General features: G+C 72.5%; 23 protein-coding genes. 5 read left to right on the top strand and 18 right to left on the bottom strand.

The features are described 5' to 3' along the window. Positions 1 to 55: 55 nt before the first annotated feature. The 5 genes from ACIQNG_RS31175 to leuA form a co-directional block, all read right to left on the bottom strand. Positions 56 to 721 carry a response regulator gene (locus tag ACIQNG_RS31175; protein WP_401430360.1) on the bottom strand — a complete coding sequence of 222 codons (666 nt, stop codon included), beginning with the start codon at positions 719 to 721 and terminating at the stop codon, positions 56 to 58. Further along, positions 718 to 2025 (bottom strand): sensor histidine kinase, encoded by a 1308-nt coding sequence (locus tag ACIQNG_RS31170; protein ID WP_401489615.1) that lies wholly within the window; start codon positions 2023 to 2025, stop codon positions 718 to 720. Before ACIQNG_RS31170 ends, ACIQNG_RS31175 begins: the two co-directional genes overlap by 4 nt. A 56-nt stretch (positions 2026 to 2081) precedes the next feature. Next, positions 2082 to 4169, bottom strand: coding sequence for an MMPL family transporter (locus tag ACIQNG_RS31165; RefSeq protein ID WP_401489613.1), 2088 nt, complete (start codon positions 4167 to 4169; stop codon positions 2082 to 2084). Between the two features lie 407 nt (positions 4170 to 4576). Continuing rightward, on the bottom strand, positions 4577 to 5272 hold the full coding sequence (locus ACIQNG_RS31160) for a TerB family tellurite resistance protein (RefSeq protein ID WP_401430366.1): 696 nt from the start codon (positions 5270 to 5272) through the stop codon (positions 4577 to 4579). Positions 5273 to 5455: 183 nt separating this feature from the next. Next, a complete protein-coding gene (gene leuA, locus ACIQNG_RS31155; RefSeq protein ID WP_401430368.1) occupies positions 5456 to 7177 on the bottom strand; it encodes a 2-isopropylmalate synthase in 1722 nt (573 codons plus the stop codon). A 359-nt stretch (positions 7178 to 7536) separates the two neighbouring features. Between leuA and ACIQNG_RS31150 the strand changes: the two genes are divergently transcribed. From ACIQNG_RS31150 to ACIQNG_RS31140, 3 genes are read left to right on the top strand one after another with little or no spacing between them, the layout of a single operon-like run. Next, on the top strand, positions 7537 to 8604 hold the full coding sequence (locus ACIQNG_RS31150; protein WP_401430370.1) for a M4 family metallopeptidase: 1068 nt from the start codon (positions 7537 to 7539) through the stop codon (positions 8602 to 8604). A 28-nt stretch (positions 8605 to 8632) separates the two neighbouring features. Further along, on the top strand, positions 8633 to 8899 hold the full coding sequence (locus tag ACIQNG_RS31145) for a protealysin inhibitor emfourin (RefSeq protein ID WP_401489610.1): 267 nt from the start codon (positions 8633 to 8635) through the stop codon (positions 8897 to 8899). 57 nt (positions 8900 to 8956) lie between these two features. Next, positions 8957 to 10372, top strand: coding sequence for a GH1 family beta-glucosidase (locus ACIQNG_RS31140; protein ID WP_401489608.1), 1416 nt, complete (start codon positions 8957 to 8959; stop codon positions 10370 to 10372). A 54-nt stretch (positions 10373 to 10426) separates the two neighbouring features. Here the strand turns inward: ACIQNG_RS31140 and ACIQNG_RS31135 are convergent, their stop codons facing one another. Continuing rightward, the gene (locus ACIQNG_RS31135; protein WP_401430376.1) at positions 10427 to 11278 is read right to left on the bottom strand and encodes an NAD-dependent epimerase/dehydratase family protein; all 852 of its coding nucleotides are present in this window, start codon (positions 11276 to 11278) and stop codon (positions 10427 to 10429) included. A gap of 172 nt (positions 11279 to 11450) precedes the next feature. On the opposite strand from ACIQNG_RS31135, the gene ACIQNG_RS31130 reads away from it, so the two are divergent. Then, positions 11451 to 12308 (top strand): helix-turn-helix transcriptional regulator, encoded by an 858-nt coding sequence (locus ACIQNG_RS31130; RefSeq protein ID WP_401489606.1) that lies wholly within the window; start codon positions 11451 to 11453, stop codon positions 12306 to 12308. 73 nt (positions 12309 to 12381) lie between these two features. On the opposite strand, the gene era is transcribed toward ACIQNG_RS31130, so the two are convergent. The 8 genes from era to ACIQNG_RS31090 all read right to left on the bottom strand — a co-directional run bounded on the left by era (position 12382) and on the right by ACIQNG_RS31090 (position 19265). Further along, on the bottom strand, positions 12382 to 13341 hold the full coding sequence (gene era / locus ACIQNG_RS31125) for a GTPase Era (RefSeq protein ID WP_401430380.1): 960 nt from the start codon (positions 13339 to 13341) through the stop codon (positions 12382 to 12384). Between the two features lie 101 nt (positions 13342 to 13442). Beyond that, a complete protein-coding gene (locus ACIQNG_RS31120) occupies positions 13443 to 13916 on the bottom strand; it encodes a hypothetical protein (RefSeq protein ID WP_401489604.1) in 474 nt (157 codons plus the stop codon). Positions 13917 to 14160: 244 nt separating this feature from the next. Then, positions 14161 to 14514, bottom strand: coding sequence for a cytidine deaminase (locus ACIQNG_RS31115; protein ID WP_401489602.1), 354 nt, complete (start codon positions 14512 to 14514; stop codon positions 14161 to 14163). 43 nt (positions 14515 to 14557) lie between these two features. Then, positions 14558 to 14917 carry an MmcQ/YjbR family DNA-binding protein gene (locus ACIQNG_RS31110; protein WP_401430386.1) on the bottom strand — a complete coding sequence of 120 codons (360 nt, stop codon included), beginning with the start codon at positions 14915 to 14917 and terminating at the stop codon, positions 14558 to 14560. 121 nt (positions 14918 to 15038) lie between these two features. Next, positions 15039 to 16340, bottom strand: coding sequence for a hemolysin family protein (locus ACIQNG_RS31105; RefSeq protein ID WP_401430388.1), 1302 nt, complete (start codon positions 16338 to 16340; stop codon positions 15039 to 15041). Beyond that, on the bottom strand, positions 16337 to 16834 hold the full coding sequence (gene ybeY / locus ACIQNG_RS31100; RefSeq protein ID WP_401430390.1) for an rRNA maturation RNase YbeY: 498 nt from the start codon (positions 16832 to 16834) through the stop codon (positions 16337 to 16339). Before ybeY ends, ACIQNG_RS31105 begins: the two co-directional genes overlap by 4 nt. 11 nt (positions 16835 to 16845) lie before the next feature. Beyond that, positions 16846 to 17922, bottom strand: coding sequence for a PhoH family protein (locus ACIQNG_RS31095; protein ID WP_401430392.1), 1077 nt, complete (start codon positions 17920 to 17922; stop codon positions 16846 to 16848). Positions 17923 to 18140: 218 nt separating this feature from the next. After that, positions 18141 to 19265, bottom strand: coding sequence for a carbohydrate kinase family protein (locus tag ACIQNG_RS31090; protein WP_401489599.1), 1125 nt, complete (start codon positions 19263 to 19265; stop codon positions 18141 to 18143). Positions 19266 to 19613: 348 nt separating this feature from the next. Here ACIQNG_RS31090 and ACIQNG_RS31085 point away from each other — a divergent pair, with 348 nt between their 5' ends. Next, positions 19614 to 20843, top strand: a complete 1230-nt coding sequence (locus ACIQNG_RS31085) for an MFS transporter (RefSeq protein WP_401489670.1) — start codon at positions 19614 to 19616, stop codon at positions 20841 to 20843. Between the two features lie 154 nt (positions 20844 to 20997). On the opposite strand, the gene ACIQNG_RS31080 is transcribed toward ACIQNG_RS31085, so the two are convergent. The 4 genes from ACIQNG_RS31080 to ACIQNG_RS31065 form a co-directional block, all read right to left on the bottom strand. Further along, positions 20998 to 21903, bottom strand: a complete 906-nt coding sequence (locus ACIQNG_RS31080) for a ribonuclease Z (RefSeq protein ID WP_401430396.1) — start codon at positions 21901 to 21903, stop codon at positions 20998 to 21000. A gap of 6 nt (positions 21904 to 21909) precedes the next feature. Then, a complete protein-coding gene (locus ACIQNG_RS31075) occupies positions 21910 to 22263 on the bottom strand; it encodes a histidine triad nucleotide-binding protein (RefSeq protein ID WP_401489597.1) in 354 nt (117 codons plus the stop codon). 79 nt (positions 22264 to 22342) lie between these two features. Further along, entirely contained in the window at positions 22343 to 25609 is a 3267-nt protein-coding gene (locus ACIQNG_RS31070) for a S41 family peptidase (RefSeq protein WP_401489595.1), read from the bottom strand. Positions 25610 to 25686: 77 nt separating this feature from the next. After that, positions 25687 to 26169 carry a hypothetical protein gene (locus tag ACIQNG_RS31065; RefSeq protein WP_401430402.1) on the bottom strand — a complete coding sequence of 161 codons (483 nt, stop codon included), beginning with the start codon at positions 26167 to 26169 and terminating at the stop codon, positions 25687 to 25689. Positions 26170 to 26231: the final 62 nt, after the last annotated feature.

The raw sequence follows: 26231 nt of genomic DNA, 5'->3' as shown, positions 1-26231 counted from the left end.
CCGTGGACGCCCCTCCCGAACGCAAACACGTATTCGTCCCCGCCGGGGGGAGCCCTCACCCGTCCCCCGGCCGTACCAGCCCCGACTCGTACGCCACGATCACCAGTTGGGCCCGGTCACGGGCCGCGAGCTTGCCCATGATCCGGCTGACGTGGGTCTTCGCGGTGAGCGGGCTCAGCCCGAGGGTCTCGCCGATCTCGGTGTTGTTGAGGCCGCGGGCGACCAGGGTGAGGACCTCGCGCTCACGGTCGGACAGACACCCGGGGCCACCCGTCGTGGGCACGTCGGGGGTGCGCAGGACGCGTTCGATGAGGCGGGCGGTCGGGCCGGGCGACAGCAGCGCGTCCCCGGCGGCGACCGTGCGGATGGCGTCGAGGAGTTCGGCGGGACGGGTGTCCTTGACGAGGAACCCGGCCGCCCCGGCGCGCAGCGCGGCGAGGATGTTCTCGTCCGTGTCGTACGTGGTGAGCACCAGCACCTTCACCCCGGCGAGGTCGTCGTCCGCGGCGATCAGCCGGGTGGCCTCGATCCCGTCCAGGTCGGGCATGTGGATGTCCATCACGACCAGGTCGGCGCGGGCGCTGCGGGCCTGTTCGACCGCCTCGCGGCCGGTGCCGGCCTGTCCGACCACCTCCATGTCCCGGGCGGACTCCACCAGCATCGCGAACGCCGACCGTACGAGGGTCTGGTCGTCGGCGAGCAGCACCCGGATCGCGGTCATCGCGCCCCCTCCCGCTCGGCCCGGTCGGCTTTCTCGGCCCGGTCGGCCTTCTCGGCCCGCCGGGGTTGCCCGGTCCTCTCTACGGTGTCCCGCTCACCGGCGGCCAGCGGCAGTACGGCGCTCACCCCGAAGCCCCCGCCGGGCAGCGGCCCGGCCTCCAGGGCACCGCCCACACTGCGGGCCCGCTCCCGCATGCCGACCAGTCCGTGGCCGGGGGTCCCGGTGCCGCTGCCCGCGCCGTCGTCGGTGACGGCGATCCGCAGCACTCCGGCGTCGCCGTGGACCCGTATCCGCACGGCGAGGCCGTCGCGCCCGCCGTGCCGGACCGCGTTGGTGAGCGCCTCCTGCACGATCCGGTAGGTGGCGGCGCCCACGGCGGGCGGCACCCCGTCGGCGGTGACCGCCAGGTCGACCTCGGCCCCGGCCAGCCGCGCGCTGTCCGCGAGGTCCCCGAGGCCCCGCAGGTCGGGCAGCGGGCCGCGCGGCTCGGTGGTGTCCTGGGCGCGCAGCACCTCCAGGGTGGTGCGCAGTTCGCCGCGCGCGGACCGGCAGGTCTCGGCGATGTCGTCCAGGGCGGCGGCGACGGCGGCCCGGTCCAGCCGGTCGGGGTCGGCGTTCAGGACGTGCGCGGCGACGGAGGTCTGCACCCCGATCAGGGTGATGCTGTGGGCGAGCAGGTCGTGCAGGTCGCGCGCGATACGCAGCCGTTCCTCAGCGACCCGGCGGCGGGCCTCCTCCTCGCGGGTGCGTTCGGCGCGCTCGGCGCGTTCGACGACCGCGGCGAAGTACTGGCGGTAGTAGCGCACGTCGATGCCGCCGAACAGCACGGCGATGACCCAGCCGGAGATCCGCGCCAGTTCCCGCAGCCCGTCGGGGTTGGTGAGGGCGTTGAGGATCAGCGCGAAGCCGAGGACGGTGGTGCCGGTGATCAGGGTGCGCCGCACGGTGCCGGTGGTGGCGACCGAGTACAGGACGACGACGGTCAGCGGGACCGCCGCCATGTGGCTGTTGTCGGCCGCGTGGTACGGGGTGATGCAGACCAGGACCACGAGCAGGACGAGGATCGGGCGCCGCCGTCGCCACACCACCGGCACATGTCCGGCCAGCAGCAGCGTCCAGCCCAGGGCGTCGGGCCGTTGCCCGTTGTCGCTGACGAGGGCGAGGAGGCAGGCCAGCAGGGCCGTCCCGGCGGCGAGCAGGGCGTCGTTGCGCAGGGCGTGCGGGGCGGCGAGGGGGTCGCGGTTGATCGCGGCCATGACCCGCTCGCCGACACGGGGCCGGGCCGCTGGAGTGGTGGGCTGCACGGGCTCATCCTCCGATAGGGGGCACCCCCTCCGGCAGGGAGGGGGTGCCGGGTGGTTCAGCGGGTGGCGGCTGCCACCGGCTCCGGCTCCTCCTCGGTCGGCGGGGCGGCCTCGGGGGCGCGGGAGAGCGGTCCCGGCCACCACACCGCGCGGCGCAGGGCCACGCTCGCGCTGGTCACCAGGTACGTCCGCACCAGGAAGGTGTCCAGCAGCACCCCGACCGCGATGACGAAGCCGAGTTCGACGAGTTGCACCATCGGCATGCTGGTGAGCACCGCGAAGGTCGCCGCGAGCACCAGCCCGGCCGACGCGATGACCCCGCCGGTGGTGCGCAGCGCGATCAGGGCCGCGGCCTCGGGTTCGGCGCCGTTCAACGACTCCTGGCGCATCCGGTGCATCAGGAAGATGCCGTAGTCCACGCCGAGTGCGACGAGGAAGACGAAGGAGAGCAGTCCGAGCCCCGGATCCGTGCCGTCGAAGCCGAACAGCGGTCCGAAGACCAGTCCGCCGATGCCGAGCGAGGCCCCCCACACCGCGACCACGGCGGCGACCAGCAGCAGCGGCGCGACCAGGCTGCGCAGCAGCGCCACCAGGATCAGCAGGACGGAGATCAGCACGAGCGGCACGACGACCGTCTGGTCCCGGGCGTTGGTGTCCTTGAGGTCGATCTGCTCGGCGCTGGGCCCGCCGACGTAGGAGCCGTCGAGGCGGTCGCGCAGGTCCTCGATGGTGCGGGTCTCGCCGTCGGACTGGGGCGGCGCCGCGGCCAGCACGGTGAGTTCGGTCCAGCCGTCGCCGCTGCGGCCCCGCTCGGCGTTCTCCACCCCGTCGGTCCCGCGTACCTCGGCCAGGGCCGCGTCGGCCCCGTCGGTGGGGGTGATGACGGTGATGGGGCGGGTGCCCTGCTCGGGGAAGGCGGCGCCGAGGGTCTGCAGGGCGGCGACCGCGTCGGGCTTGTCGGTGAAGGAGTCCTCCTGCTTGAGGTCGCCGGGCAGGTTCAGGGTGCCCAGCGCCAGCGCGCCGAGCAGGACGGCGCCGCTCGCGAGGACGGTGAGCGGCCGGCGGCCGGCGGAGCTGCCCATCGCCGCGAAGAGCGACCTGCGGGCCTTGGGTTCGACGCCGTGGCGGGGCACCAGCGGCCAGAACACCCGCCGGCCGAGCAGCACCAGCAGGGCGGGCAGCAGCGTCAGCATGGCGATCAGCGCGCACAGCACGCCGACCGTGCCGAGCGGGCCCATGCCGCGGCTGGAGTTGAGATCGGCGGCGAGCAGGCACAGCAGTCCGGCGGCGACGGTCCCGGAGGACGCGAGCACGGCGGGCCCGCAGCCGCGCAGCGCCCGCACCATGGCGTCGTACGGCCGCTCCACCCGCCGTAGCTCCTCGCGGTAGCGGGAGACGAGGAGCAGCGCGTAGTCAGTGCCCGCGCCGAACACCAGGATGGTCATGATCCCGGAGCTCTGGCCGGTCACGGAGGTGCCGAACCACTGGTTGAGCCCGTAGGCGACCCCCATCGACAGGAAGTCGGCGATACCGGCCACGGCGAGCGGCACCAGCCACAGGAACGGGCTGCGGTAGATGATGATCAGCAGGATGGCGACCACGGCGACGGTCGTGTAGAGAAGGGGCCCGTCGAGCGAGTTGTAGACCTCCCCGGCGTCGGTGGCGAGACCGGCCTCGCCGCCGACCTCCACGCGGAGCCCGTCGCCGCCGGTCGCGACGGACCGCACGTCGTTGACGAGCTTGTCGCGGGCGTCCTCGTCCAGTCCCGGCTCATTGCTGGCGACCGGGTACATCAGTGTGGTGCCGTCCCGCGACGGCACCCCGACGGGTTCGGCGACGAGGGTGTGCTCCCCGGCGATCTGCTGGATCTGCCGGGCCGCGGTCTCCTGGTCGGCCCCGGTCAGCCCGCCGTCCCGGTGGTAGACCACGACCATCTCGGTGGTCTCCCCGCCCGGCAGCCGCTCCTGGATCTTGGCGACCTGGGTCGAGTCCGCGCTGTTGGGCAGGTAGTCCACGGCCCGGTCGCGCTGCACGTCCCCGAGTTTCGCGGCGAACGGCGAGACGAGCACCATGACGGCGACCCACAGCCCCAGCACCAGCCAGGGCACGGCCCGCCACCGTGTCGTTGTCTTGACGGCCCCCATGACGACGGGCCTCCCTCCACGTAGGACGTCTGAACACGCCCCAGACTCCCGGGAGGACCCCTCAGATTCATCCAGCAGAAGACCGACTTACCCCCTACTACCCCGGGCGACCCGCCCACCCCAATACTCCCCCAGGAGTAGGCCACACCCCACCCCCTCAGGGGCGCGAGGAACCGCGCAAAAAGCGACCACGACCCGCCCCCAACCCCCAACAAGACCCCCCACCCACCCCTTCAGGGGCGCGGGGAACTGCGCAAAAAAAGCGACCACTACCCGCACCCGCCCCCCACCGGGACCCCCCACCCACCCAGGGGCGCGGGGAACTGCGCGACAAGCCCCCACCGACCCGCACCCAACCCCCGACCCGCACCCAAACCCGCACCCCACGGGAACCCCCGGCACAGCCCTCAGGAGCACGCCCCCGCCGCAGCCAACACCCGAGCCACATCATCCGAGCGAAGCGTCAACGCCGAGCCCACCGTCGCGAGAACCTCCCGCTCGGCAGAGGTGTACGGCCCGTCCGCGAGGGCGATCCGCGCACCCTGCAACAGGATCGCCTCCCGCCCGGCCGGCGCGAGGTGCGGTGCCAGCGGATCGAGCGCCTCGTGCAGCTCTATGGCCAGCCCGGGCCCGCAGGGCCGCCCGTACACCCGCCCGGTGTCCGCGGCGAGCGCCTCGACCAGCGCGTTGAGCTGGTCCTCCGTGCAGTCCTCGAAGCCGGCCGCCCGTACGGTCCCGGCGGCGGTGGACAGCGAGGTCCGCGCCCGGGTCCCGCCGGCGGCGAGCACGGCGAGGGCGACGGTGTGCACGGCGTCCCGCAGCATCGCCGAGAACCGGTTGGTGGTGGGATGGTCGAGCACCTCCGTGCCGAAGTGCCGTCGGCACGCCGCGCATTCGATGGTCGGCCCGGTCTCGCCGCGCGGCAGCACCGGCATCCCGAGCAGGGTGAAGCGCCGGCGTCCGGTGAGCCGCTGGTAGTTGCGGTCGCCGCCGCAGCCGGGGCAGAAGAACTGCCCGTCGCCGACGGCGGTCCAGGCCGTGCGGGTGCCGAGGATGCGCGCATGCATGGCGGCACGACCGTCTCGTCCCCGTTCTGGCAGCACGTCGCACCTCCGTAACGCCACGGCAACATCACCGCGCCTGCGTGATGTTAGCCACATCAGCGAGCCGGAGTCAGTACCTAGGACGAGACCTTTCCGTGACCTGGGGGTGAGATGGCCGGTAAACGACGGGATCCCGTCCGCCGGTGATGGCGGACGGGATCCTCAAACCCCCGGTCGGAGCGGTCAGCGCGCCGCCCGGTTGACGGCCGAGGCGACCGCCTTCAGGGAGGCCCGGGTGGTGTTGGCGTCGATGCCGATGCCCCAGAGCACCTTGTCGCCGACCGCGCACTCGATGTACGAGGCGGCCTGCGCGGAGGCGCCCTCGCTCATGGTGTGCTCCTGGTAGTCCAGCAGCCGTACGTCCACGCCGATGGACTGGAGGGCGTCGAAGAAGGCCGAGATCGGTCCGTTGCCGGTACCGGTCAGCTCGGTGTCGGCGCCGTCGACGGTGGCCTCCACGGTGAGGGTGTCGACACCGTCCTTGTCGGTGGTGGTCTGGCCGGTCCTGACCTGGATACGGCCCCACGCGTTGTCCGGATTGGGCAGGTACTCGTCCCGGAAGACGGCCCAGATGTCCTTGGGTGTGACCTCGCCGCCCTCGGCGTCCGTCTTGGCCTGGATGATCTTCGAGAACTCGATCTGCATCCGGCGCGGCAGCTCCAGCTTGTGCTCGTTCTTCAGCACATAGGCGAGGCCGCCCTTGCCGGACTGCGAGTTCACCCGGATCACGGCCTCGTAGGAGCGGCCGACGTCCTTGGGGTCGATGGGCAGGTACGGCACCGCCCACTCGATCTCGTCCACCGTCCTGCCCTGGGCCGCCGCGTCGGCCTCCATGGCGTCGAAGCCCTTCTTGATGGCGTCCTGGTGGGAGCCGGAGAAGGACGTGTAGACCAGGTCGCCCACGTAGGGGTGGCGGGGGTGGACCTCCATCTGGTTGCAGTACTCCCACGTCCGACGGATCTCGTCGATGTCGGAGAAGTCGATCTGCGGGTCGACGCCCTGCGAGAACAGGTTCATGCCCAGGGTGACCAGGTCGACGTTGCCGGTGCGCTCGCCCTGTCCGAACAGACAGCCCTCGACCCGGTCGGCGCCGGCCATCAGCGCCAGCTCGGCCGCCGCGACGGCCGTACCCCGGTCGTTGTGGGGGTGGACGGAGAGGCAGACGTGCGCGCGGCGGCTCAGGTGCCGGCCCATCCACTCGAACCGGTCCGCGTGCGTGGACGGCGTGGAGCGCTCGACGGTCGCCGGCAGGTTCAGGATGATCTCGCGGTCCGGTCCGGGCTGCCAGACGTCCATGACGCCCTCGCAGACCTCCAGCGCGAAGTCCAGCTCGGTGTCCGTGAAGATCTCCGGCGAGTACTGGTAGCCGAACGCGGTCTCCGGGCCCAGCAGCTTCTCGGCGTACTCCATCACCAGCCGGGTGCCGTCCACGGCGATCTGCCGGATGTCGTCCCGGGAGCCCCGGAAGACGACCCGGCGGAAGACAGGGGCGGTGGCGTTGTACAGGTGGACGGTGGCCCGGTGGGCGCCCTTCAGGGACTCGACGGTCCGCTCGATCAGGTCCTCGCGGGCCTGGGTCAGTACGGAGATGGTGACGTCCTCGGGGATCGCGGACTCGTCCTCGATGATCGAGCGCACGAACTCGAAGTCCGTCTGACCGGAGGCCGGGAACCCGACCTCGATCTCCTTGTAGCCCATCTTGACCAGCAGATCGAACATCGCCCGCTTGCGTACCGGGGACATCGGGTCGATCAGGGCCTGGTTGCCGTCACGCAGGTCGGTGGAGAGCCAGCGGGGGGCGGTGGTGACCCGCCGGTCGGGCCAGCTGCGGTCGGCGAGGTCGACCTGCTCGTAGCGGCCGTACTTGTGGACGGGCATCGAACTGGGCTGCTGGCGATTGGCCATGATGCGTGGGCTCCTTGAGAGGTCCGGAACAGTCCGGCCGACGGCACCACCGAGCTCCGCGGGGAGGGAGTCGACCTGGCTTACAGGCCCTCGCCGCGGCAGCTAAGAAGAAGCAGCCCGAAACGCATGATGCGCAGCATGCTAACCGAGGAAGGCCGACATACGCGGAGCTGTATCAACATACGGGACCGCGACTCCCCTCATCGGGGCGCGGGCGACACGGGGAACCGCGCGACCCGCCACGGACCACCCTCCACCCCTAACACAGCGCAACCACCGATGGCGAACAGAACCCACATTTTCCCCCATCCTGATCACGCCTAGTGACACTCACGCAACGGACTGCAAAGGTGCCGCACATGAAGACCACCAGGCCCCATGAGCCAATCTTCTGCACGATCATCCCGCCGCACGTCCTGGACCAGCTGGCCCAGGCACCGGAGCCCGCGGTCGCCGACCCGGCCCGCCGGACCCTCCAGCGCGACGCCTTCGAACGCACCCAGCGCCGCCTGACCACCGTCATCGGCGCCCCCTCCATCGCCACCCCGGCCACCGCCGAGGCCGGCGCACCCCACCGCACGATCTACGACGCCCAGCAGAAGACCACCCTGCCCGGGAAGAAGGTCCGCTCCGAGGGCCAGGACCCGGGCCAGGACGCCACCGTCAACCGCGCGTACGCGGGCCTCGGCGCCACCTTCGAGCTGTTCCTCACCGCGTTCGGGCGGGACTCGATCGACGGCAACGGACTGCCGCTGGACGCGACGGTCCACTACGACCGGGAGTACAACAACGCCTTCTGGAACGGCGAGCAGATGGTGTTCGGCGACGGCGACGGCGAGATCTTCCTCGACTTCACCCTCCCGATCGACGTCATCGGCCACGAACTCGCCCACGGCGTCACCCAGTACACGGCCAACCTCGCGTACTTCAGCCAGTCCGGCGCGCTCAACGAGTCGCTCTCGGATGTCTTCGGCTCCCTCATCAAGCAGTACACCCTCGGTCAGACCGCCGACCAGGCGGACTGGCTGATCGGCGCCGGGCTGCTCGCCCCGCGCGTCACCGGTGTGGCCCTGCGCTCGATGAAGGCCCCGGGCACCGCCTACGACGACGATGTGCTCGGCAAGGACCCGCAGCCGGCGACGATGGACGACTATGTGCGCACCGGCCGGGACAACGGCGGCGTGCACATCAACTCCGGCATCCCGAACCACGCCTTCTACATCGCCGCCACCACCCTCGGCGGCCACGCCTGGGAGCGCGCGGGCCGGATCTGGTACGACGTCCTCACCGGCGGCGAACTGGCCGAGGACGCCGACTTCAAGGAGTTCGCCGGGCTGACCGTGGCGGCGGCGCGGGCCCGGTTCGGCGACGGCGCCGAACTCCAGGCCGTGCAGAAGGCGTGGGAAACGGTCAAGGTCGCTGCGTGAGAGCCGGTTCCGTACTAGACAGGACCCCATGCGGATTCAGGTGACACGCACGGGTGGTTTCGCGGGCATCGAGCGGCACGCCGAGGTGGACACCTCGGGGCGGCCCGATGCCGCGCAGTGGCATGCCCTGGCCGAGCGGGCCGTAGCCGCCGGCCGGGGCACGCCCGCGGCGGGAGTGCCGGACGGCTTCAGCTACGAGATCACGGTGGACGGCAGAACGGTCCATGCCGCCGACCCCCGGCTCACGGAGGACCAGCGCACACTGGTGTCCCGGGTGCTGAAGGAAGGCGCGTAACGGCCCGTCCGTGCCCGGCCGTTGACTTCCGCCGTCCCCGGTACGGATGATCCGCGCATGGCGAGCGACCGACGCACGGCGACAGCGGCGACAGAAGCGGCAGCGACGACAGAAGCGGCAGCGGCGGCAGCGACAGTGGCGGCTGCGACCGGCGCGGTCCCGGCCGCCGACGCGGGCCCCGTCCCCCGCTTCCCCGACGGCTTCCTGTGGGGCGTGGCCACCTCCGCCGCGCAGATCGAGGGCGCCGCCGATCTGCGGGGGCCGTCGGTGTGGGACGTCTTCACCGCCGAGCCGGGCCGGATCAAGGACGGCTCGACCGCGGCCGTGGCCTGCGACCACTACCACCGCTACCGCGAGGACGTCGCCCTGCTCGCCGGTCTCGGCGTGGACGCCTACCGCTTCTCGATCTCCTGGCCGCGGGTCGGCTCCCCCGGCGGCCTGGACTTCTACGACCGGCTGGTGGACGAGGTGTGCGCGGCGGGCATCCACCCCGTGCCGACCCTGTTCCACTGGGATCTGCCGGCCGGACTGGACTGGCTGGAGCGCGACACGGCGGCCCGGTTCGCCGACCACGCCGCCACGGTCGCCGCCCGCCTCGGCGACCGGGTGAAACGGTGGATCACCCTCAACGAGCCCGCCGAGCACACTCTCCTCGGACACGCCCTGGGCGTCCACGCGCCCGGCCGCCGGCTCCTCTTCGACGCCCTCCCCGTCGCCCACCACCAGCTCCTCGCCCACGGCGCGGCCGTCCAGGCCCTGCGGGCGTCCGGCCCCTGCGCCATCGGCGTCACCAACTCCCACACCCCGGTCCACCCGGCGTCCGGCTCCGCCGCGGACCGGGAGGCGGCGGACCTCTACGACGTCCTCCTGAACCGCCTCTTCGCCGACCCCGTACTGCTCGGCGCCTACCCGGCCGGGCTCGGCGAGTCGATGCCCGGGGACGTGTCCGCCGACCTCAGGACCGTCTCCGAGCCGATCGACTTCTACGGCGTCAACTACTACGCCCCCACCCGCGTCGGCGCCCCACAGGGCACGGAGATCGACTTCGGCGGGGTCCGGATGCCCGCCGAACTCCCCTTCTCCGTACGGGAGATCACGGGCGTCCCGCACACCGACTTCGGCTGGCCGGTGCTCCCCGACGGGCTGACCGAACTGCTGACGACCCTGCGCGACCGCTACGGCGACCGCCTCCCGCCGGTGCTGATCACCGAGAACGGCTGCTCGTACGAGGGCATCGACGACCAGGACCGGATCGCCTACCTCGACGGCCATGTCCGCGCCCTGCACCGGGCCGTCGAGGCGGGCGTCGACGTACGCGGCTACTTCGTGTGGACCCTGCTCGACAACTTCGAGTGGGCCGAGGGATACGCCCGCCGTTTCGGCCTGGTGCACGTGGACCACTCGACCCAGGCCCGTACGCCGAAGGCGTCGTACACCTGGTTCCGGGAGCTGCTGCGGGCCCAGCGCGACTGACCGGGCGCGGCTCTACGGGCGTGGCTCTACGCGGCCGTCTCTACAGGGCCGTCTCTACAGGGCCGCCGCGTCGCGGGCGGTCCACACGCTGGGGAAGTACGGCCGGTAGCCCAGCTCACGGCGGATCCGCTGCGTCGACATGATCCCGGACCAGGGGTCGGGGTCGGTGCGGGTGTGGCTGTCCGCCGGGGGCTCGACCCCGTTGAGCTGGTGCAGTTCGACGGCGGTCACGGGGGTGTCGTCGGCGATGTTGTAGACGCCGGTGGCGCCGGGCGCCCAGAGCAGCCGGGCGATCCCCTGGGCGACGTCCAGATGGTGGGCCATCTGGAGCCGCTGGGTGCCCGCCCAGTGCGCGGCCCACCGCAGGGACTGGGCGAGGTGCGGGTCGCCGTCGCCGTAGACGAAGGGGAGCCGGCCGACGCGTACCTGGATGCCGTCCAGGGCGAGCAGGCGCCGCTCGGCGTCGAGCTTGGACTCGGCGTACGCGCCCCACAGCTGGCCGCCGGGCACGCTCTCGTCCCGCTCGGTCAGCGGACGCCCCCGCCCGGTCCCGTACACGATCGCGGTGCTGACCTGGACGAACCGTCCCACGCCCGCGTCCCGGGCGGCCTCGCCGAGCGCCACGGCGGCGTCCCGGTTGACCGCCCACGCCTCCTCGTCGGGCACCCCGCGGAAGGCGGCGGCGACATTCACCACCGCGTCCGCCCCGGCCACCGCCTTGCCCCGGGCGTCCGCGTCCAGCAGATCCCCCACGGCGACCTGGGCACCGAGGTCCGTGAGGCCGGCGGCGCGGGCGGGGTCCCGCACCAGGATCCGCACCTCGTCCTCCGGCCCCCGCCAGGCCAGCAGCCTCGGCAGCAGCCGCCGTCCGACCTCTCCCGTCACACCCGTCATCAGCGTCAGCATGATTCGCCCTCTTCTCTCCCCGGGGCCGGGGCGCCCCCGGTGGGGGTTCCCCGGTGGATCTCCCCGGCCGTACCGCCAGCCTGGGACCCGGGGGCGCGGGCCGGGAGAGACCTGCCGATCGGGGGACCGGGAGTCCCTGGATACGCCGGGGGCGGTGCCGCACTCTTGAGGGGTGAACCGAAACGAACTCGCGGACTTCCTGCGCCGGGGCCGCGCCCGCATCACCCCGGCCGCCGTGGGCCTGACCGCGGGCCCCCGGCGCCGTACGCCGGGCCTGCGGCGCGAGGAGGTGGCGGCGCTGGCGGGGATGTCGGTGGACTACTACACGCGCCTTGAGCAGTCGCGCGGCCCGCGCCCGTCCCGCCAGACCCTCACCGCCCTGGCGCGGGCGCTGCGGCTGACGGAGGTGGAGCACGACCATCTCTTCCATCTGGCCGGTGAGGAGCCCAGCCGCCGGGAGACGGCGTCCTCGCACGTCCGTCCCGGTCTGCTGATGATCCTGGACCGGCTGGACGACGCGCCCGCGCAGATCCTCAACGACCACGGCGGGGTACTGGCCCAGAACGACCTGGCCAAGGCGATGGTCGGGGATGTGCTGGCGCGGCCCCCGCGCGAGCGCAATCTGGCCCGGCTCTTCTTCCTGGACCCGGCGGCCCGCGCGCTCTTCCCCGAGGAGGATCTGGCGGACCACGCCCGCGGCCATGTGGCGAGTCTGCGCGCGGTCACCGCCGCCCACCCCGGCGATCCGGAGCCGGCCGCCCTGGTGGCCGAACTGCGTGCCTCCAGCGAGGAGTTCGCCTCACTGTGGGCCGAGCACGAGGTGGCTCTGCGCGACCGGGCGACCAAGCGCTTCCTGCATCCCGTGGTGGGGGTGCTGGAGCTGGAGTGCGAGGTGATGCTGAGCCATCGGCACCGTCAGCTCCTCATCGTCCACTCGGCGCGGCCGGGCACACCGATGCACGAGAAGCTGCGGCTTCTGCGGGTGGTGGGTTCGCAGAACCTGTCAGCGGGTCCGGCCCGGACGGCCTGAGGGGACGCGGACCGTACGGGGAGGATGGAGGGGGCGGAGGGGGGCGACGGGGGTGCGGAGGCGCGTACCGGGGTCAGAAGCCGAGCCTGCGGAGCTGCTTGGGGTCGCGCTGCCAGTCCTTCGCCACCTTTACATGCAGGTCGAGGAAGACGGGGGTGCCGAGCAGCGCCTCGATCTGCTTGCGCGACTTGATGCCGACGTCCTTCAGCCGCTTGCCCTTGGGGCCGATGATGATGCCCTTCTGGCTCGGCCGCTCGATGTAGACATTGGCGTGGATGTCGAGCAGCGGCTTGTCGGCGGGGCGGTCGGGGCGCGGGAGCATCTCCTCGACGACCACGGCGATGGAGTGCGGCAGTTCGTCGCGGACCCCTTCCAGCGCGGCCTCGCGGATCAGCTCGGCGATCATCACCTGCTCGGGCTCGTCGGTCAGCTCGCCGTCCGGGTAGAGCGGGGGCCCTTCGGGGAGCAGCGGGACGAGCAGGTCGGCCAGGAGGGAGACCTGCTTGCCGGAGACGGCCGACACCGGCACGATCTCGGCCCACTCGAAGCCCAGCTCCTTGCCGAGCTGGTCGATGGCGATGAGCTGCTCGGCGAGGGTCTTGGAGTCCACGAGGTCGGTCTTGGTGACCACGGCGACCTTGGGGGTCCTGCGGATCCCGGCCAGCTCCTTGGCGATGAACCGGTCACCGGGGCCGATCTTCTCGTTGGCCGGCAGGCAGAAGCCGATGACGTCGACCTCGGCCCAGGTGGCCCGTACGACGTCGTTGAGCCGCTCGCCGAGCAGGGTGCGCGGCTTGTGGAGGCCGGGGGTGTCCACCAGGATCAGCTGGGCCTCGGGCCGGTGCACGATGCCGCGGACGGTGTGCCGGGTGGTCTGGGGCTGGTTCGCGGTGATGGCCACCTTCCGCCCGACCAGAGCGTTCGTGAGGGTGGACTTGCCCGCGTTGGGGCGGCCCACGAAACAGGCGAAACCGGAGCGGTGGGGTGCCGCGGACGGCTCGGAGGACGGGGTTCGAACGCTCATGGGGCCCATTGTCCCTGATCCAGAAGCCTCCGCCGTACGGCGGCGGCGGTGAGGGGCGCGGACCGGACTTCCGGCCCGCGCCCGGAGGGATCGGAGGACGGGCGGGGGGATCAGAACACGAACGGGCCCGGTGACTGCGGTCCGGTCGCCGTACAGGTGATGGTGATGCCGAGGACGACCATCTTCAGCGAGCCGCCGAACGCCTCCAGCCGGTTGCCCGCGACCACGGTGCCGTTGAGCGGGCCCACGGTGACCGGGGAACCGGCGCTCATCGCCGGGTTCCTGGTGCCGGTGAAGGTGACCGTGCCGCCGCCCGCCTTCACCATGGTGAGGGTGGAGGTGATGGAGTTCGCGCCGATGGCGATCGGGACGGTGATGGCGGAGGAGTTGACCGTGAGGGTGGCGGCGGTGCCGTTCTGGGTCGCGGTGAGGGTGGCCGCGCCCCCGCCGAAGCTGCCGCAGTTGGCGGTGATGGTGGCCGAGGTGGGCGTGACGGCGAGGGCCGTCGGTGCGTAGGCGAGGCCGGTGACCGCGAGGGCTCCTGCCGCGAGGGCCGCACCTGTGCATATCCGCGTGCGCTGCATGAGAATCCGGTTCCCTTCCCGTGGGGAGATGCCATGTGGGGATGGACGGGAGACGTACGAGGACGTCTTCGGGGACCGCAGTCGCGGGCGGGGGTGCGGGCACGCCTCACGGGTGGGATCTGACGGTCCGTCGGAACGTGGTGTCTCCTTGATACCGGAGCCGCGGACCCGCGACGAGGAGCAAAACCGGCCAGGTTACCGGCGGTAAATAAAGCCCCGCCGAAGGCTCGCCCGGCCGGCTCGCCTACTCGGCCGCGAACGACCCCCGCAGCTCGCCGTCCGGCCCCGCCAGGAACACCGGCGTGCCCGCCCCGCCGAGATCCCGTACGGCGGCGAGGTCCTCCTCGGCCGGGTGCGCGCCCTCGCCCACCACGGCCGCCGCCTCCAGCGACCGCGCGCCGGAGGCCACCGCCATGGCCACGGCGGTCTGCAGCGCGCTGAGCCTCAGCGATTCCAGCGTCACCGTCCCGGCGACATACGTCCGGCCGGTCTCGTCCCGTACGGCGGCCCCCTCGGGCACCCCGTTGCGGGCGCGGGCGGAACGGGCCAGGGTGACGATCTTGCGGTCCTCGGCGTCGAGCGCGTTGCTGTCGGTCATGCCCCGAAGCATACGAAGCCCCGGGCGCGGGAGGTCCGCGCGGTCAGGGACGGTCCAGGCGCAGCCGCTCCGCGCGCGGCAGACCGGCCACCACCAGGTCGTACGAGTCCTCCACCAGCTCACGCACCAGCCGGTCCGGGAGGTCGGCGTCCACGGTCACGGTGTTCCAGTGCCGCTTGTTCATGTGCCAGCCGGGGACGATCAGCCCGGGATGGTCGGCACGGAGCCGGACGGCGTCCTCGGGGTCGCACTTGAGGTTGACCGTCAGCGGCCGTCCGTCCAGCGCGGTCAGCGCGAAGAGCTTGCCGAGAACCCGGAAGACCGAGGTCTCCGGCCCGAACGGAAAGTCCTCCCGGGCCGCGTTGAACGACAGACAGAAGGCACGCAGCTGGTGCGGGGTCATCCATCCTCCGACTCGTCCGTCCTCCGACTCGTCCGTCCTACGGGGCCGTCCGCCCCGCGCACCACGCGGTGATGCGCCCGGCGCAGGCCCCGTGACGGTCGGCGGCTCGTGGGGGGCGGTGTCATTCGTTCTGGGTGGGCGGTGCGGCGGTCGTGGGCGTCGGCTCGACCAGTACGGTCACGATCTTGTTGCGGCGGCCCGCCGCGGCCTCCGCCGTCAGGCGCAGTGAGCGGCCGTCGGGGAGTTCCACCCTCGCCTTGGCCCCGGCGATGGGGACCCGGCCGAGGGCCTTGGCGAGGAGGCCGCCGACGGTCTCCACGTCCTCGTCGTCGTACGACTCAAGGCCGTACAGCTCGCCGAGGTCGCCGATGTCGAGCCGGGCGGTGACCCGGTGCCGGCCCTCGCCGAGGGGCTCGACGGGCGGCAGCTCACGGTCGTACTCGTCGGTGATCTCGCCGACGATCTCCTCCAGGATGTCCTCGATCGTGACGATCCCGGCCGTGCCGCCGTACTCGTCGATGACGACGGCGACGTGATTGCGCTCCTTCTGCATCTCGCGCAGCAGGTCACCGGCGTTCTTGGTGTCCGGCACGAAGAACGCCGGCCGCATCGCCGTGGCCACCAGCTCGGACTCCGCGTCCCGGCTGATGTGCGTCTTGCGGGCCAGGTCCTTGAGGTAGACGATCCCGACGATGTCGTCCTCGCTCTCACCGGTGACCGGTATCCGGGAGAAACCGGAGCGCAGGGCGAGGGTGAGGGCCTGGCGGATGGTCTTGTACCGCTCGATGACGATGAGGTCGGTGCGCGGGACCATCACCTCCCGGACCAGGGTGTCGCCCAGTTCGAAGACCGAGTGCACCATCCGGCGCTCCTCGTCCTCGATCAGCGACTCCTGCTCGGCGAGGTCGACCAGCGCGCGCAGTTCCGCCTCCGAGGCGAAGGGGCCGCGCCGGAAGCCCTTGCCGGGGGTGAGCGCGTTGCCGATGAGGATCAGCAGGGACGGGATCGGCCCCATGATCCGGGCGAGCGGCAGCAGGACGTACGCCGCCGCGGTGGCCGTGTTCAGCGGGTGCTGGCGGCCGATGGTGCGCGGGGAGACACCGACGGCGACGTACGAGACGAGCACCATGACGCCGATGGCGATGAGGAGGGCCTCCCAGGTGGCGGGGAACTCCTGGAGGCAGGCGTAGGTGACCAGGGCGGCGGCGGCCATCTCGCAGGCCACCCGGACCAGCAGGGCCACGTTGAGGTAGCGGGTGGGGTCGGCGGCGACCTGGGCCAGCTTCGCGCTGCCGCGCCGCCCGGAGCGGACGGCCTCGTCGGCGCGGAAGCTGGAGACGCGGGCGATTCCGGCCTCGGCGCAGGCGGCGAGCCAGGCGACGACGACCAGGGCGACGGCGCCGGTGATCAGGGGGAGGCTCATGACACGGTCGGGGCCGGGGAGGGGCCGCTGAGGCCCTGCTCCGCGCGCCAGCCGTCCACGATGGCCGCCTGGAGGCCGAACATCTCGGCCTTCTCGTCCGGCTCCTCGTGGTCGTACCCCAGCAGATGCAGCACCCCGTGGACGGTGAGCAGATGCAGTTCCTCGTCCATGGTGTGCTGCGTGGGTGCCTCGGCGCCCTGTTTGGCGGCGACCTCCGGGCAGAGCACGATGTCACCGAGGAGCCCCTGGGGGGGCTCCTCGTCGTCCTTGGCCGGCGGGCGCAGTTCGTCCATCGGGAAGGACATGACATCGGTCGGGCCGGGCAGGTCCATCCACTGGATGTGGAGCTGTTCCATGGCGTCGGCGTCCACGACGATCACCGAGAGCTCGGAGAGCGGATGGATCCGCATTCTCGCGAGCGCGTAGCGGGCGATGTCCAGGATCGCCCGCTCATCGATCTCGGTTCCGGACTCGTTGTTGACGTCGATCGACATCTGCTGCGCTTCTACTTCCCTTTGGAGCCCCTGGCGCCGGACCTGCCACGGCTGTCGTGCCCGCCGTTCTCCGTGCCGTTCTGGCTGTCGTACTTCTCGTAGGCGTCGACAATACGGCCCACCAGTTTGTGCCGTACGACGTCGTGCGACGACAGCCGGGAGAAGTGGACGTCGTCGACGCCCTCCAGGATCTCCTGGACCTGCCGCAGACCGGATCTGGTCCCGTTGGGGAGGTCGACCTGTGTCACGTCACCGGTGATCACGATCTTGGAGTCGAAGCCGAGGCGGGTGAGGAACATCTTCATCTGTTCGGGGCTGGTGTTCTGGGCCTCGTCCAGGATGATGAAGGCGTCGTTGAGCGTCCGGCCGCGCATGTACGCCAGCGGGGCGACCTCGATCGTCCCGGCGGCCATCAGCCGCGGGATGGAGTCGGGGTCGATCATGTCGTGCAGTGCGTCGTACAGCGGACGCAGATAGGGGTCGATCTTCTCGTAGAGCGTGCCGGGCAGGAAGCCCAGACGCTCGCCGGCCTCGACCGCGGGGCGGGTCAGGATGATCCGGTTGACCTGCTTGGACTGGAGGGCCTGGACGGCCTTGGCCATGGCCAGATAGGTCTTGCCGGTACCGGCGGGGCCGATGCCGAAGACGATCGTGTGCTTGTCGATCGCGTCGACGTACCGCTTCTGGTTGAGGGTCTTGGGGCGGATCGTACGGCCGCGGGAGGACAGGATGTTCTGCGTCAGCACCTGTGCCGGGGTCTCGGCCCCGTCACCCTCCCCGTTCCCGCCCGCCCTGAGCATGGCGATCGAGCGTTCCACTGCGTCCTCCGTCATCGGCTGCCCCGTGCGGAGCACCAGCATCATCTCGTCGAAAACGCGCTGGATCAGGGCGACTTCCGCCGGGTCGCCGACCGCGCTGATCTCATTGCCCCGGACATGGATGTCGGCCGCCGGGAAAGCCTTCTCGATCACACGCAGCAGGGAGTCGCCGGACCCCAGAACGGTGACCATGGGGTGCTGGGCGGGGACGGTGAACTCTGCTCTCGCCTGCCTCTGCGCGGGGGTGTGAGCTGTGGGTGTCTGAGTCATGGGCCGGCGCTGATGGCCTGCTGTTCCTCCTTGATACGGCCGCGTCGCTGAGGGCGGCCTCGCGTTTCCAAGGGTACGACGGGGGGCTGACATCGCCGTAGGGCTTTTCGCCCTGGGCTTTTCGCCCTGGCTTCTCCGGGGCTTCCGGCGGCCCCGCCCCGGAGGGCGGCTCACGGCGTCCCCCGGGGGGGGCGGGCTCACGGCGTCCCGGGGGCGGCTCACGCCGAGCGGCCGAAACCGATCGTGGGGACCGCGCGGCGCAGTGGCCAGGGTCTGGCCTGGAGGGTGGGGACGAGGTCGTCCAGGAAGGAGTAGCGGCTGAGGGCCGCCGGGTCCTGGCCGGGGACCGACTGGACCCGGCGCCACCAGGCCCCGATCTCCAGCCAGCCGGGCGCGGACAGGGAGCCGCCGAACTCCTGGACCGACAGCGCGGCGGTCAGTCCGGCGAAGGCCAGCCGGTCGGCCAGCGGCCAGTCGGCGAGGGTGCCGGTGACGAACCCGGCGACGAAGACATCGCCCGCGCCGGTCGGGTCCAGCGCCTCCACGGCGATCGCGGGCACCTCGGCGGCCTCGCCGGTGCGGCCGTCCACGGCGTACGCGCCCTCGGGGCCGAGGGTGACCACGGCGAGCGGTACGTGCCGGGACAGGGCGTGGGCGGCTTTGCGGGGGCAGTCGGTGCCGGTGTAGCGCATGGCCTCCTGCGCGTTCGGCAGGAACGCCTCGCAGTGCTCCAGGTCGGTCAGGCCCGCGAGGTCCCAGGCGCCGGTGTCGTCCCAGCCGACGTCGGCGAAGACGCGGGTGCCCTTGCGGCCGGCCTGTTCGATCCAGGGCGCGGGGCGGCCGGGGGTGAGCGCGGCGACGGCGGCGCGGGCGCGGGGCGGGCAGTCGGGCGCGGGTTCCTCGGGGGGTGGTTCGTGGCCGTGGGAGACCATGGTGCGCTCGTCGTCGTAGGCCATGGAGACGGTGACCGGGGAGTGCCAGCCGGGGACCGTGCGGGAGAGGGCGAGGTCGATGCCCTCGCCGGTCTCCAGGGCGTCCCAGCAGTACTCCCCGTAGTGGTCGTCGCCGAAGGCGGCGGCGAGGGAGGTGTGCAGGCCGAGGCGGGCCAGCGCGGTGGCCATGTTGGCGACGCCGCCGGGGCTGGATCCCATGCCGCGGGCCCAGGACTCGGTGCCGCGCACCGGGGCGGAGTCGAGGCCGGTGAAGACGATGTCGAGGAAGACCGTCCCCGTGAGGTAGACGTCCCACGGGGGGTCGTCCGGGCGGCGGACTGCGGCCAGCGGATCGAGCTGGCAGTGGGGCGGCGCCTCCTGGAAGGTGGCGATGGCGTTGGAGGCGTTCACGGGCGCTCCCTGACGTCGTACGGTTCCCGCCAGTCTGCACCACGCCACTGACAACCGGCGGTGACCTGCGAGGGGACGCCGGGTACGGCAGGGGGGCGCACGAAGTGCGCTCGTTTACCCGTGTGTCGCTCGGGCAAACAAAGTATGACGTAGATCACAATAATGGCCCTCCCGTCCGCCTCCCCCCATTTGATACAAATTGCCCGCGCGTTCCTGTCGCTCGACGGCCGACGCCCACCCCCTCCCCCCTCCGTGACGCCGTGCGCGTCACTCCTTCCGCATGCCCTGGGAACGCCCGTGCCAGCCCGCACCACCCGTGGCTCCGCCACCACCGCGCCCGTACCCCTCATGGCCCTCTTCACGGCCGGGTACCTCGCCCCCTATCTGCTCCCCACCATCGTCGGCCGGATCGACTCCGACCTTCCGGTGACCGCCACCCAGGCGGGCGCCATCGGCAGCGCGCTGCTGCTGAGTTCGGCGTCGGCCGGGTTCGTGTTCGCCTCCCGGGTCGACCGGATCGGCGCCCGAAGACTCGCCCGCGCGGGCCTCGCCCTCGCCGCCCTCGGCTACGGCGGGGCCGCGCTCACCACCGCGGTGCCCGCCGTCGTCGTCGGCGCGGCCCTCGGCGGTTTCGGCTCCGGTACGGCCACCGCGGTCGCCGCGACCGGGATCGCCGCCCAGCGGACCCCGCACCGGGCGACGACGCTCGGGCTGCTGTCGGTGTCGGCGCTCGCGAGCGCCATATATCTGACGGTCCCTCGGCTGGGCCCCGGCCACGGTCTCCCGCTGGCCGCGATAGCGCTGACCGCGGCGGCGGTCTGGCCCCTCACCGCCGGCCTCGCCTCCGGTGCGCGGCCCCCCGCACCACCCCTCGCCGCCCCGGTCCGCGAACCGCTGCCCCGCCGGAGAGCCGGGCTGCTGCTCGCCGGCGCGATGCCGCTGTGGGCGATGGCCCAGAACTCCCTGTGGGGCGTCAGCGGCCGGATCGGCGTCACCCAGGCCCATCTGGACGAGGCCACGGTCGGTGTCGTCTTCGCCCTCGCGCTCGGCTCGGGGCTGCTCGGGGTGACCGCCGCCGGGGCCCTCGGTCCCCGCCTCGGACACGCCCTGCCGGTGGGCGCGGGCACGGCCCTGATCGCCGGCTGCATAGCGCTCAGCGCCGCCGCCACCGACCTGGCCTCCTTCGCCACCGGCGAGATCGCCTGGAACGCCGTCTACCCGGTCGTCCTGTCGTACGTCATCGGCCTCGCCGCCGCCCTCGACCCGCGCGGGCGCTGGGTGGTCCTGGTGGGCTCCGCGGCCTCCCTGGGCACGGCCGCCGGGCCCCTGACCGGCAGCCTGCTCTCCGCCCACGTCGGCTTCCCGGCGATGGGCCTGATCGTGGCGGCGGCCCTCCTGCTGGTCGCGATCCCGATGACAGCGGTGGCCCTGCGCGTCGGCCCGGTCGACACCCCCGACACCGCCCCGGACTTCACCCAACCCGCGGAACCCGTCGCGATCCTGGAGATCGCCGTGGACACCCGAACCGTCCCCACCACCCGCGTCGGCTACGACACGGCGGGGTCGGAAGCCGACTGAGCCCACCCGATCGGGATCCGACAGCCGACCCGAAGCCGACGCAGCGCCCAACCGGCGACGGTCGCCAACAACCTCCGCCGGCACCGACCAGCACACGTCGGCCGCACGCCAGAGCACAAACCCGCGGCGGGCGGTGCGGCTCGGTCGGTCGAGGTCAGTGGCGTTTCGGTACGGGGATGCGTTGGAGGTCGTGGGCCACGGTCAGGTCGGACTCGTAACCGGCGGCGCGGGCCTGGCGTTCGAACTCCGCGGGGTCGGCGTAGCGCTGGCTGAAGTGGGTGAGCACCAGGTGGCGTACACCGGCGTCGCGGGCGACCCGGGCGGCCTGACCGGCGGTCAGGTGGCCGTGGTCGGTGGCGAGCCGTTCGTCCTCGTCCAGGAAGGTCGACTCGATGACCAGCATGTCGCAGCCCTCGGCGAGGGCGTGGACGCCGTCGCAGAGGCGGGTGTCCATGACGAACGCGAACCGCTGGCCCCGCCGCACCTCGCTGACCTGGTCGAGACGGATGCCACGCACCTCGCCCTCGCGCTGGATCCGGCCCACGTCCGGGCCTCTGACGCCGTGCGCGGCGAGCCGCTCCGGCAGCATCCGGCGCCCGTCGGGCTCCACCAGCCGGTAGCCGTAGGACTCCACGGGGTGGGAGAGCCGCCGGGCCTGGAGGGTGTACGACGCGGTCACCGCGAGGTCGCCGTCGGCGTCGACCGGCACCTCGGTGAGGGCGACGGTCTCCCGGTAGGCGGTCGCGTACCGCAGCCGTTCGAAGTAGACGGCGCCGGAACGGGGGTAGTGCGCGGTGATCTCGTGCGGCACCCGGTCCAGGTTGATGCGCTGGATGACGCCGGACAGGCCGAGGGAGTGGTCGCCGTGGAAGTGGGTGACGCAGATCCGGTTCAGGTCGTGCGCGGCGACCCCGGCGCGCAGCATCTGGCGCTGGGTGCCCTCGCCGGGGTCGAAGAGGAGGCCCTCGCCGTCCCAGCGCAGCAGGTAGCCGTTGTGGTTGCGGTGGCGGGTCGGCACCTGGCTCGCGGTGCCGAGGACCACCAGTTCACGGACGGACACCGGAGGCTATCCCGGGGGCCACTGCAGGCCACGGCCGCCGAGGATGTGGGCGTGCGCGTGGAAGACCGTCTGGCCGGCGCCGGTGCCGGTGTTGAAGACGATGCGGTAGCTCTCCAGCCCATCGCCGTCGGCCACGGCACGGGACTCGCGCAGCAGGTCCGCCGCGATCTCCGGTGCGGCGGCGGCGAGGTCCGCGGCGTTCGCGTAGTGCACCTTCGGGATGACCAGGACATGAGTGGGTGCCTGGGGGTTGATGTCCCGGAACGCGACCGTCGTCTCCGTCTCACGGATGATCGTCGCCGGGATCTGCCCCGCGACGATCTTGCAGAACAGACAGTCGTCCTGCGGCTCCCCTGCCATGGTCCCTCCGGGGGTGTGTGGCGGTCTACCTGGCGCATCGTACGTCGTCGGCCCCCGCGGACGGGGGCCGGTCGGCTGCCTACGGGAGATCCGGCGGGGTCTTCGCCGGGGTCTCCTCCAACGACGCCAGGGCGATCCGGATCGCCTCGTCCAGCTGGGGGTCCGCGCCCGCCGCCCAGTCCTGGGGGCGCTGGACGACCTCGATGTCCGGGTCGACGCCGTGGTTCTCCACGCCCCACTCCTGGCCCTCCAGCCAGAAGGCGTACTTGGGCTGGGTGATCAGGGTGCCGTCGACCAGGCGGTAGCGGCTGTCGATGCCGATGACACCGCCCCAGGTGCGGGTGCCGACGACCGGGCCGATACCGAGGGCGCGGATCGCGGCGTTGACGATGTCGCCGTCCGAGCCGGAGAACTCGTTGGCCACGGCGACGACGGGGCCGCGCGGGGCGTCCCACGGGTAGCTGTAGGGCCGCATGTCGCGGGGGACCGCCCAGCCGACGATCCGCCGGGCCAGTTTCTCCACGACCAGTTGGGAGGTGTGGCCGCCGCGGTTCTCGCGGACGTCCACGACCACTCCCTCGCGGGCCAGTTCCACCCGCAGGTCCCGGTGGATCTGCGCCCAGCCCGGCGCCTGCATGTCCGGCACATGGAGATAGCCGAGCCGGCCGCCCGAGCGTGCGTGGACGTGGGCGCGGCGGTCGGCGACCCAGGCGTGGTAGCGCAGCGGTTCCTCGTCGGCGACGGGGACGACGACCGCGTGCCGCGGTTCGCCGCCGCCCGCCGGGGAGACGGTCAGTTCGACGGGCTTGTCCGCCGTGCCGACCAGCAGCGGGCCGGGGCCGGTCACCGGGTCCACCCGGCGGCCGTTGACGGCGACGATCGCGTCTCCGGGGCGCACCGCCACGCCGGGCGCGGCCAGCGGGGAGCGGGCGGCCGGGTCCGAGGTCTCCGAGGGGAGGATGCGGTCGACGCGCCAGACACCGCCCGCGCCGTCCGCGCTGTCCGTGCTGTCCGTGCTGTCCGTGCCGTCCGTGCCGTCCGCGCTGTCCGTGCCGTCTTCGTGGCGGGAGAGGTCCGCGCCGAGCAGTCCCTGCCGCGCGGCCCCGGCGCCGTGTCCGCGGGGCACGACGTAGGCGTGGGAGGTGCCCAGTTCGCCCTGGACCTCCCACAGCAGGTCCACCAGGTCGTCATGGGTGGCGAGCCGGTCGACCAGCGGGCGGTAGCGCTCCAGTACGCCGTCCCAGTCGACGCCGTTCATGTCGGGCCGCCAGAAGTGGTCGCGCATGACGCGGCCGGTCTCGTCGTACATCTGGAGCCACTCGGCGCCGGGGTCCACCGACTGCCGTACGCGGCTCAGGTCGACGGTGATGTTGGTGTCGCTGTCTTCGTCGCCCGAGGCCCGCCGGTCGCTGGGGACGACCTTGAGCCGGCCGTCGGTCCACAGCAGCACCCGTTTGCCGTCGCCGCTGACCTCGAAGTGGTCGGCGTCGGCCGCGAGATGCTCGACGCGCTGCTGGGCGAGGTCGTAGCGCTCCAGCTCGGTCTTGGGGTCCGGGTCGTCGGGGGCGGCGCGGGAGGCGCCGAGGACACCCTGGACGGGGTGGCGCAGCCAGAGCAGACCGTCCTTGGCGGCCCGCAGGTCGGAGTAGCGGCCCGCCTCCACCGGGAAGGGGACGATCCGGTCGGCGAGTCCTTCGAGGTCGACGCGGGTGGCGGGGGTGCCCTCGCTGTCGGGGGTCTCGTCCTTGTCCGGCGCCTCGAAGGGCCGTCCGTGCCGCTGCGGGCCGAACGGCGAGGGTGTGGTCGCCGCCAGGGTGATCAGGTGCGGGCGGTCGCCGACGACGAAGGCCAGGTCGAAGACGTGTTCGTCGTAGACCGGGTCGAAGGAGCGGGTGGAGAGGAAGGCGAGGTGCTTGCCGTCCTGGGTGAAGGCGGGCGCGTAGTCCTGGAAGCGCAGCGGGGTGGCCTCGGTGACGGTGAGGTCGGTGGTGCCGGCGAGGCGGAGGTGACTGAGCGGGCGGGGGCCGGGGTGGGTCCAGGCCAGCCAGCCCGAGTCGGGTGAGAAGACGAGGTCGCTGACGTCTCCGTGTTCGCTGCGGTCGACCTCGCGGATCTCCCCGGTCTCCCGTTCGACCAGCAGGAGCCGTCCGTCGTGCGCGGCGACGGCGGCGCGGCTGCCGTCGGGGGACATGGCGAGTTCCAGGACCCGGCCGAGGCGTCCGCCGCCGATCCGGCGCGGGGTGGCGCCGGGGGCGGTGCCGGTGGCGGGCGCGAACTCCAGGGCGTCCTCGCCCTCGGCGTCCGTCACCCACACCACCCACTCCTCGCCGTCGGTGCGGAAGACGCGCGGCAGCCGGGCCCGTACGCCGGGTTCGGCGGCGAGGGCGCGGGCCGGTCCCGAGCGGTGGGTGACCCAGTGCACGGCGCCGCGGACGGCGACGGCGCTGCCGCGCGCGGTGTGGTCGGGCGCGGCGGCGCCGAACCAGCGGGCGGCGTTGAGGGGGTAGGGCTGGCGGTCGGTGCGCTGGCCGCCGAGCCGGAGGTCGAGGCGGCGGGGTTCGGCGGTGTCGAGGTCGTCGAGGAGCCACAGCTCACCGGCGGACATGTAGATCGCGCGGGTGCCGTCACCGGCGGCGTGGCGGGCGTAGAAGCCGTCGAGGGGGGTGTGGCGGCGCAGGTCGGAGCCGTCGCCGAGGGAGGAGTAGAGGGCGCCGGTGCCCTCGTGGTCGGAGAGGAACGCGATGCGCTCGCCGATCCAGAACGGGGACTCCAGGTTGCCGTCGAGATCCTGGTGGAGCCGGACGAACTCGCCGTCGCCGCTGTCGATCCACAGTTTGCCGGCCGTGCCGCCCCGGTACCGCTTCCACCAGGCCGCCTCGCGGCCCATCGGGGCGGACAGCAGCACGGTGGCGGGGCCGTGGGCGACATCGCCGACGGGGCCGTGGGGCAGGGTCTCGGCGGGGCCGCCGTCCAGGGGGATCGCGCGGGCCCAGGTGCGGCGCAGGCTGGCCTGGCCGTGGGTGCTCAGGGCGAGCACGCGGCCGTCGGGCGTCCAGCCGCGCACCTGGGTCTTGGCGCTGCCCCAGTGGGTGAGCCGGGTGGAGGGGCCGCCGTCGGCCGGGGCGACATGCACCTCGGGGGCGCCGTCTCGGGTGGAGGTCCAGGCGACGGTGGTGCCGTCGGGCGAGATCCGGGGCGTCGTGACGGGCATGTTGTCGGCGCTGACCCGCCAGGCACGCCCGCCGTCGAGCGGGGCGGTCCAGATGTCGTCCTCGGCGACGAAGGCGACCGATTCGCCCTGGACATGCGGAAACCGGAGGTACGCAGGCGCTGGGGACTGAGTCACCCGATCACCCTATGCAGGCGGGCCGGTCGTGGACAGGGGTTTGGATCACTTGCCGGGTGCCCCGCGTCGTCGGGCCGTCATTTGCCCTCGGGCCAGCACTGGGGCCGGTCCTGGCAGTAGACGGTCTTGGTGACGGTGACGGTGGTGGTCGGATCGGCTCCGCCGCTCGGCCGGTCCACGGGCGGTGCGCTGGTGGCGTCGCAGTCGCCGAGCGCGGTGACGCGGAAGCGTTCCTTGCCGTCGACCTTCACGGTCAGCTCACCGCGGACGCAGGCGCCGTCGACGGCGCGGGTCACCTTCCCGCGGACCTCGATGTCCTTGGTGTCCTTGGTCTGCCCCTCGCAGTCCAGTTCGGCGACATTGCGTTCGCTGGCGGACGCGCTGGGGGTGCCGCGGTCGCCGAACCCGGCGTTGCAGCTCAGCCACTGCACGTCGATGTCGCGCCGCTCCATCTCGCGGGTCAGGAGTTCGTCGGTGGTGTACGCGATCGTCGTGGTGCTGATCGTCGCGCTCGGGTCGCAGGCGGTGGTCACGCCCACCGCGAGGAGCACACCCGTCACGGCACCCGCCACCCGTAACGCCCTCGGTCCGCTGGGATTCCGTCGTGTTCCGCGCCGTCCCG

Source organism: Streptomyces sp. NPDC091377 (genome assembly GCF_044757045.1).
Classification (GTDB): Bacteria; Actinomycetota; Actinomycetes; order Streptomycetales; family Streptomycetaceae; genus Streptomyces.
This window is presented reverse-complemented; position numbering and strand designations above follow the sequence as displayed.

Bases quoted from the DNA above. Each gene is read 5' to 3' on its own strand.
- ACIQNG_RS31145 (WP_401489610.1), top strand. From the start codon at position 8,633: ATGCGGATTCAGGTGACACGCACGGGTGGTTTCGCGGGCATCGAGCGG.
- era (WP_401430380.1), bottom strand. From the start codon at position 13,341: ATGGGCCCCATGAGCGTTCGAACCCCGTCCTCCGAGCCGTCCGCGGCA.
- ACIQNG_RS31140 (WP_401489608.1), top strand. From the start codon at position 8,957: ATGGCGAGCGACCGACGCACGGCGACAGCGGCGACAGAAGCGGCAGCG.
- ACIQNG_RS31120 (WP_401489604.1), bottom strand. From the start codon at position 13,916: ATGCAGCGCACGCGGATATGCACAGGTGCGGCCCTCGCGGCAGGAGCC.
- ACIQNG_RS31085 (WP_401489670.1), top strand. From the start codon at position 19,614: ATGGCCCTCTTCACGGCCGGGTACCTCGCCCCCTATCTGCTCCCCACC.
- ACIQNG_RS31165 (WP_401489613.1), bottom strand. From the start codon at position 4,169: ATGGGGGCCGTCAAGACAACGACACGGTGGCGGGCCGTGCCCTGGCTG.
- ACIQNG_RS31105 (WP_401430388.1), bottom strand. From the start codon at position 16,340: ATGAGCCTCCCCCTGATCACCGGCGCCGTCGCCCTGGTCGTCGTCGCC.
- ybeY (WP_401430390.1), bottom strand. From the start codon at position 16,834: ATGTCGATCGACGTCAACAACGAGTCCGGAACCGAGATCGATGAGCGG.
- leuA (WP_401430368.1), bottom strand. From the start codon at position 7,177: ATGGCCAATCGCCAGCAGCCCAGTTCGATGCCCGTCCACAAGTACGGC.
- ACIQNG_RS31175 (WP_401430360.1), bottom strand. From the start codon at position 721: ATGACCGCGATCCGGGTGCTGCTCGCCGACGACCAGACCCTCGTACGG.
- ACIQNG_RS31095 (WP_401430392.1), bottom strand. From the start codon at position 17,922: ATGACTCAGACACCCACAGCTCACACCCCCGCGCAGAGGCAGGCGAGA.
- ACIQNG_RS31115 (WP_401489602.1), bottom strand. From the start codon at position 14,514: ATGACCGACAGCAACGCGCTCGACGCCGAGGACCGCAAGATCGTCACC.
- ACIQNG_RS31110 (WP_401430386.1), bottom strand. From the start codon at position 14,917: ATGACCCCGCACCAGCTGCGTGCCTTCTGTCTGTCGTTCAACGCGGCC.
- ACIQNG_RS31075 (WP_401489597.1), bottom strand. From the start codon at position 22,263: ATGGCAGGGGAGCCGCAGGACGACTGTCTGTTCTGCAAGATCGTCGCG.
- ACIQNG_RS31135 (WP_401430376.1), bottom strand. From the start codon at position 11,278: ATGCTGACGCTGATGACGGGTGTGACGGGAGAGGTCGGACGGCGGCTG.
- ACIQNG_RS31150 (WP_401430370.1), top strand. From the start codon at position 7,537: ATGAAGACCACCAGGCCCCATGAGCCAATCTTCTGCACGATCATCCCG.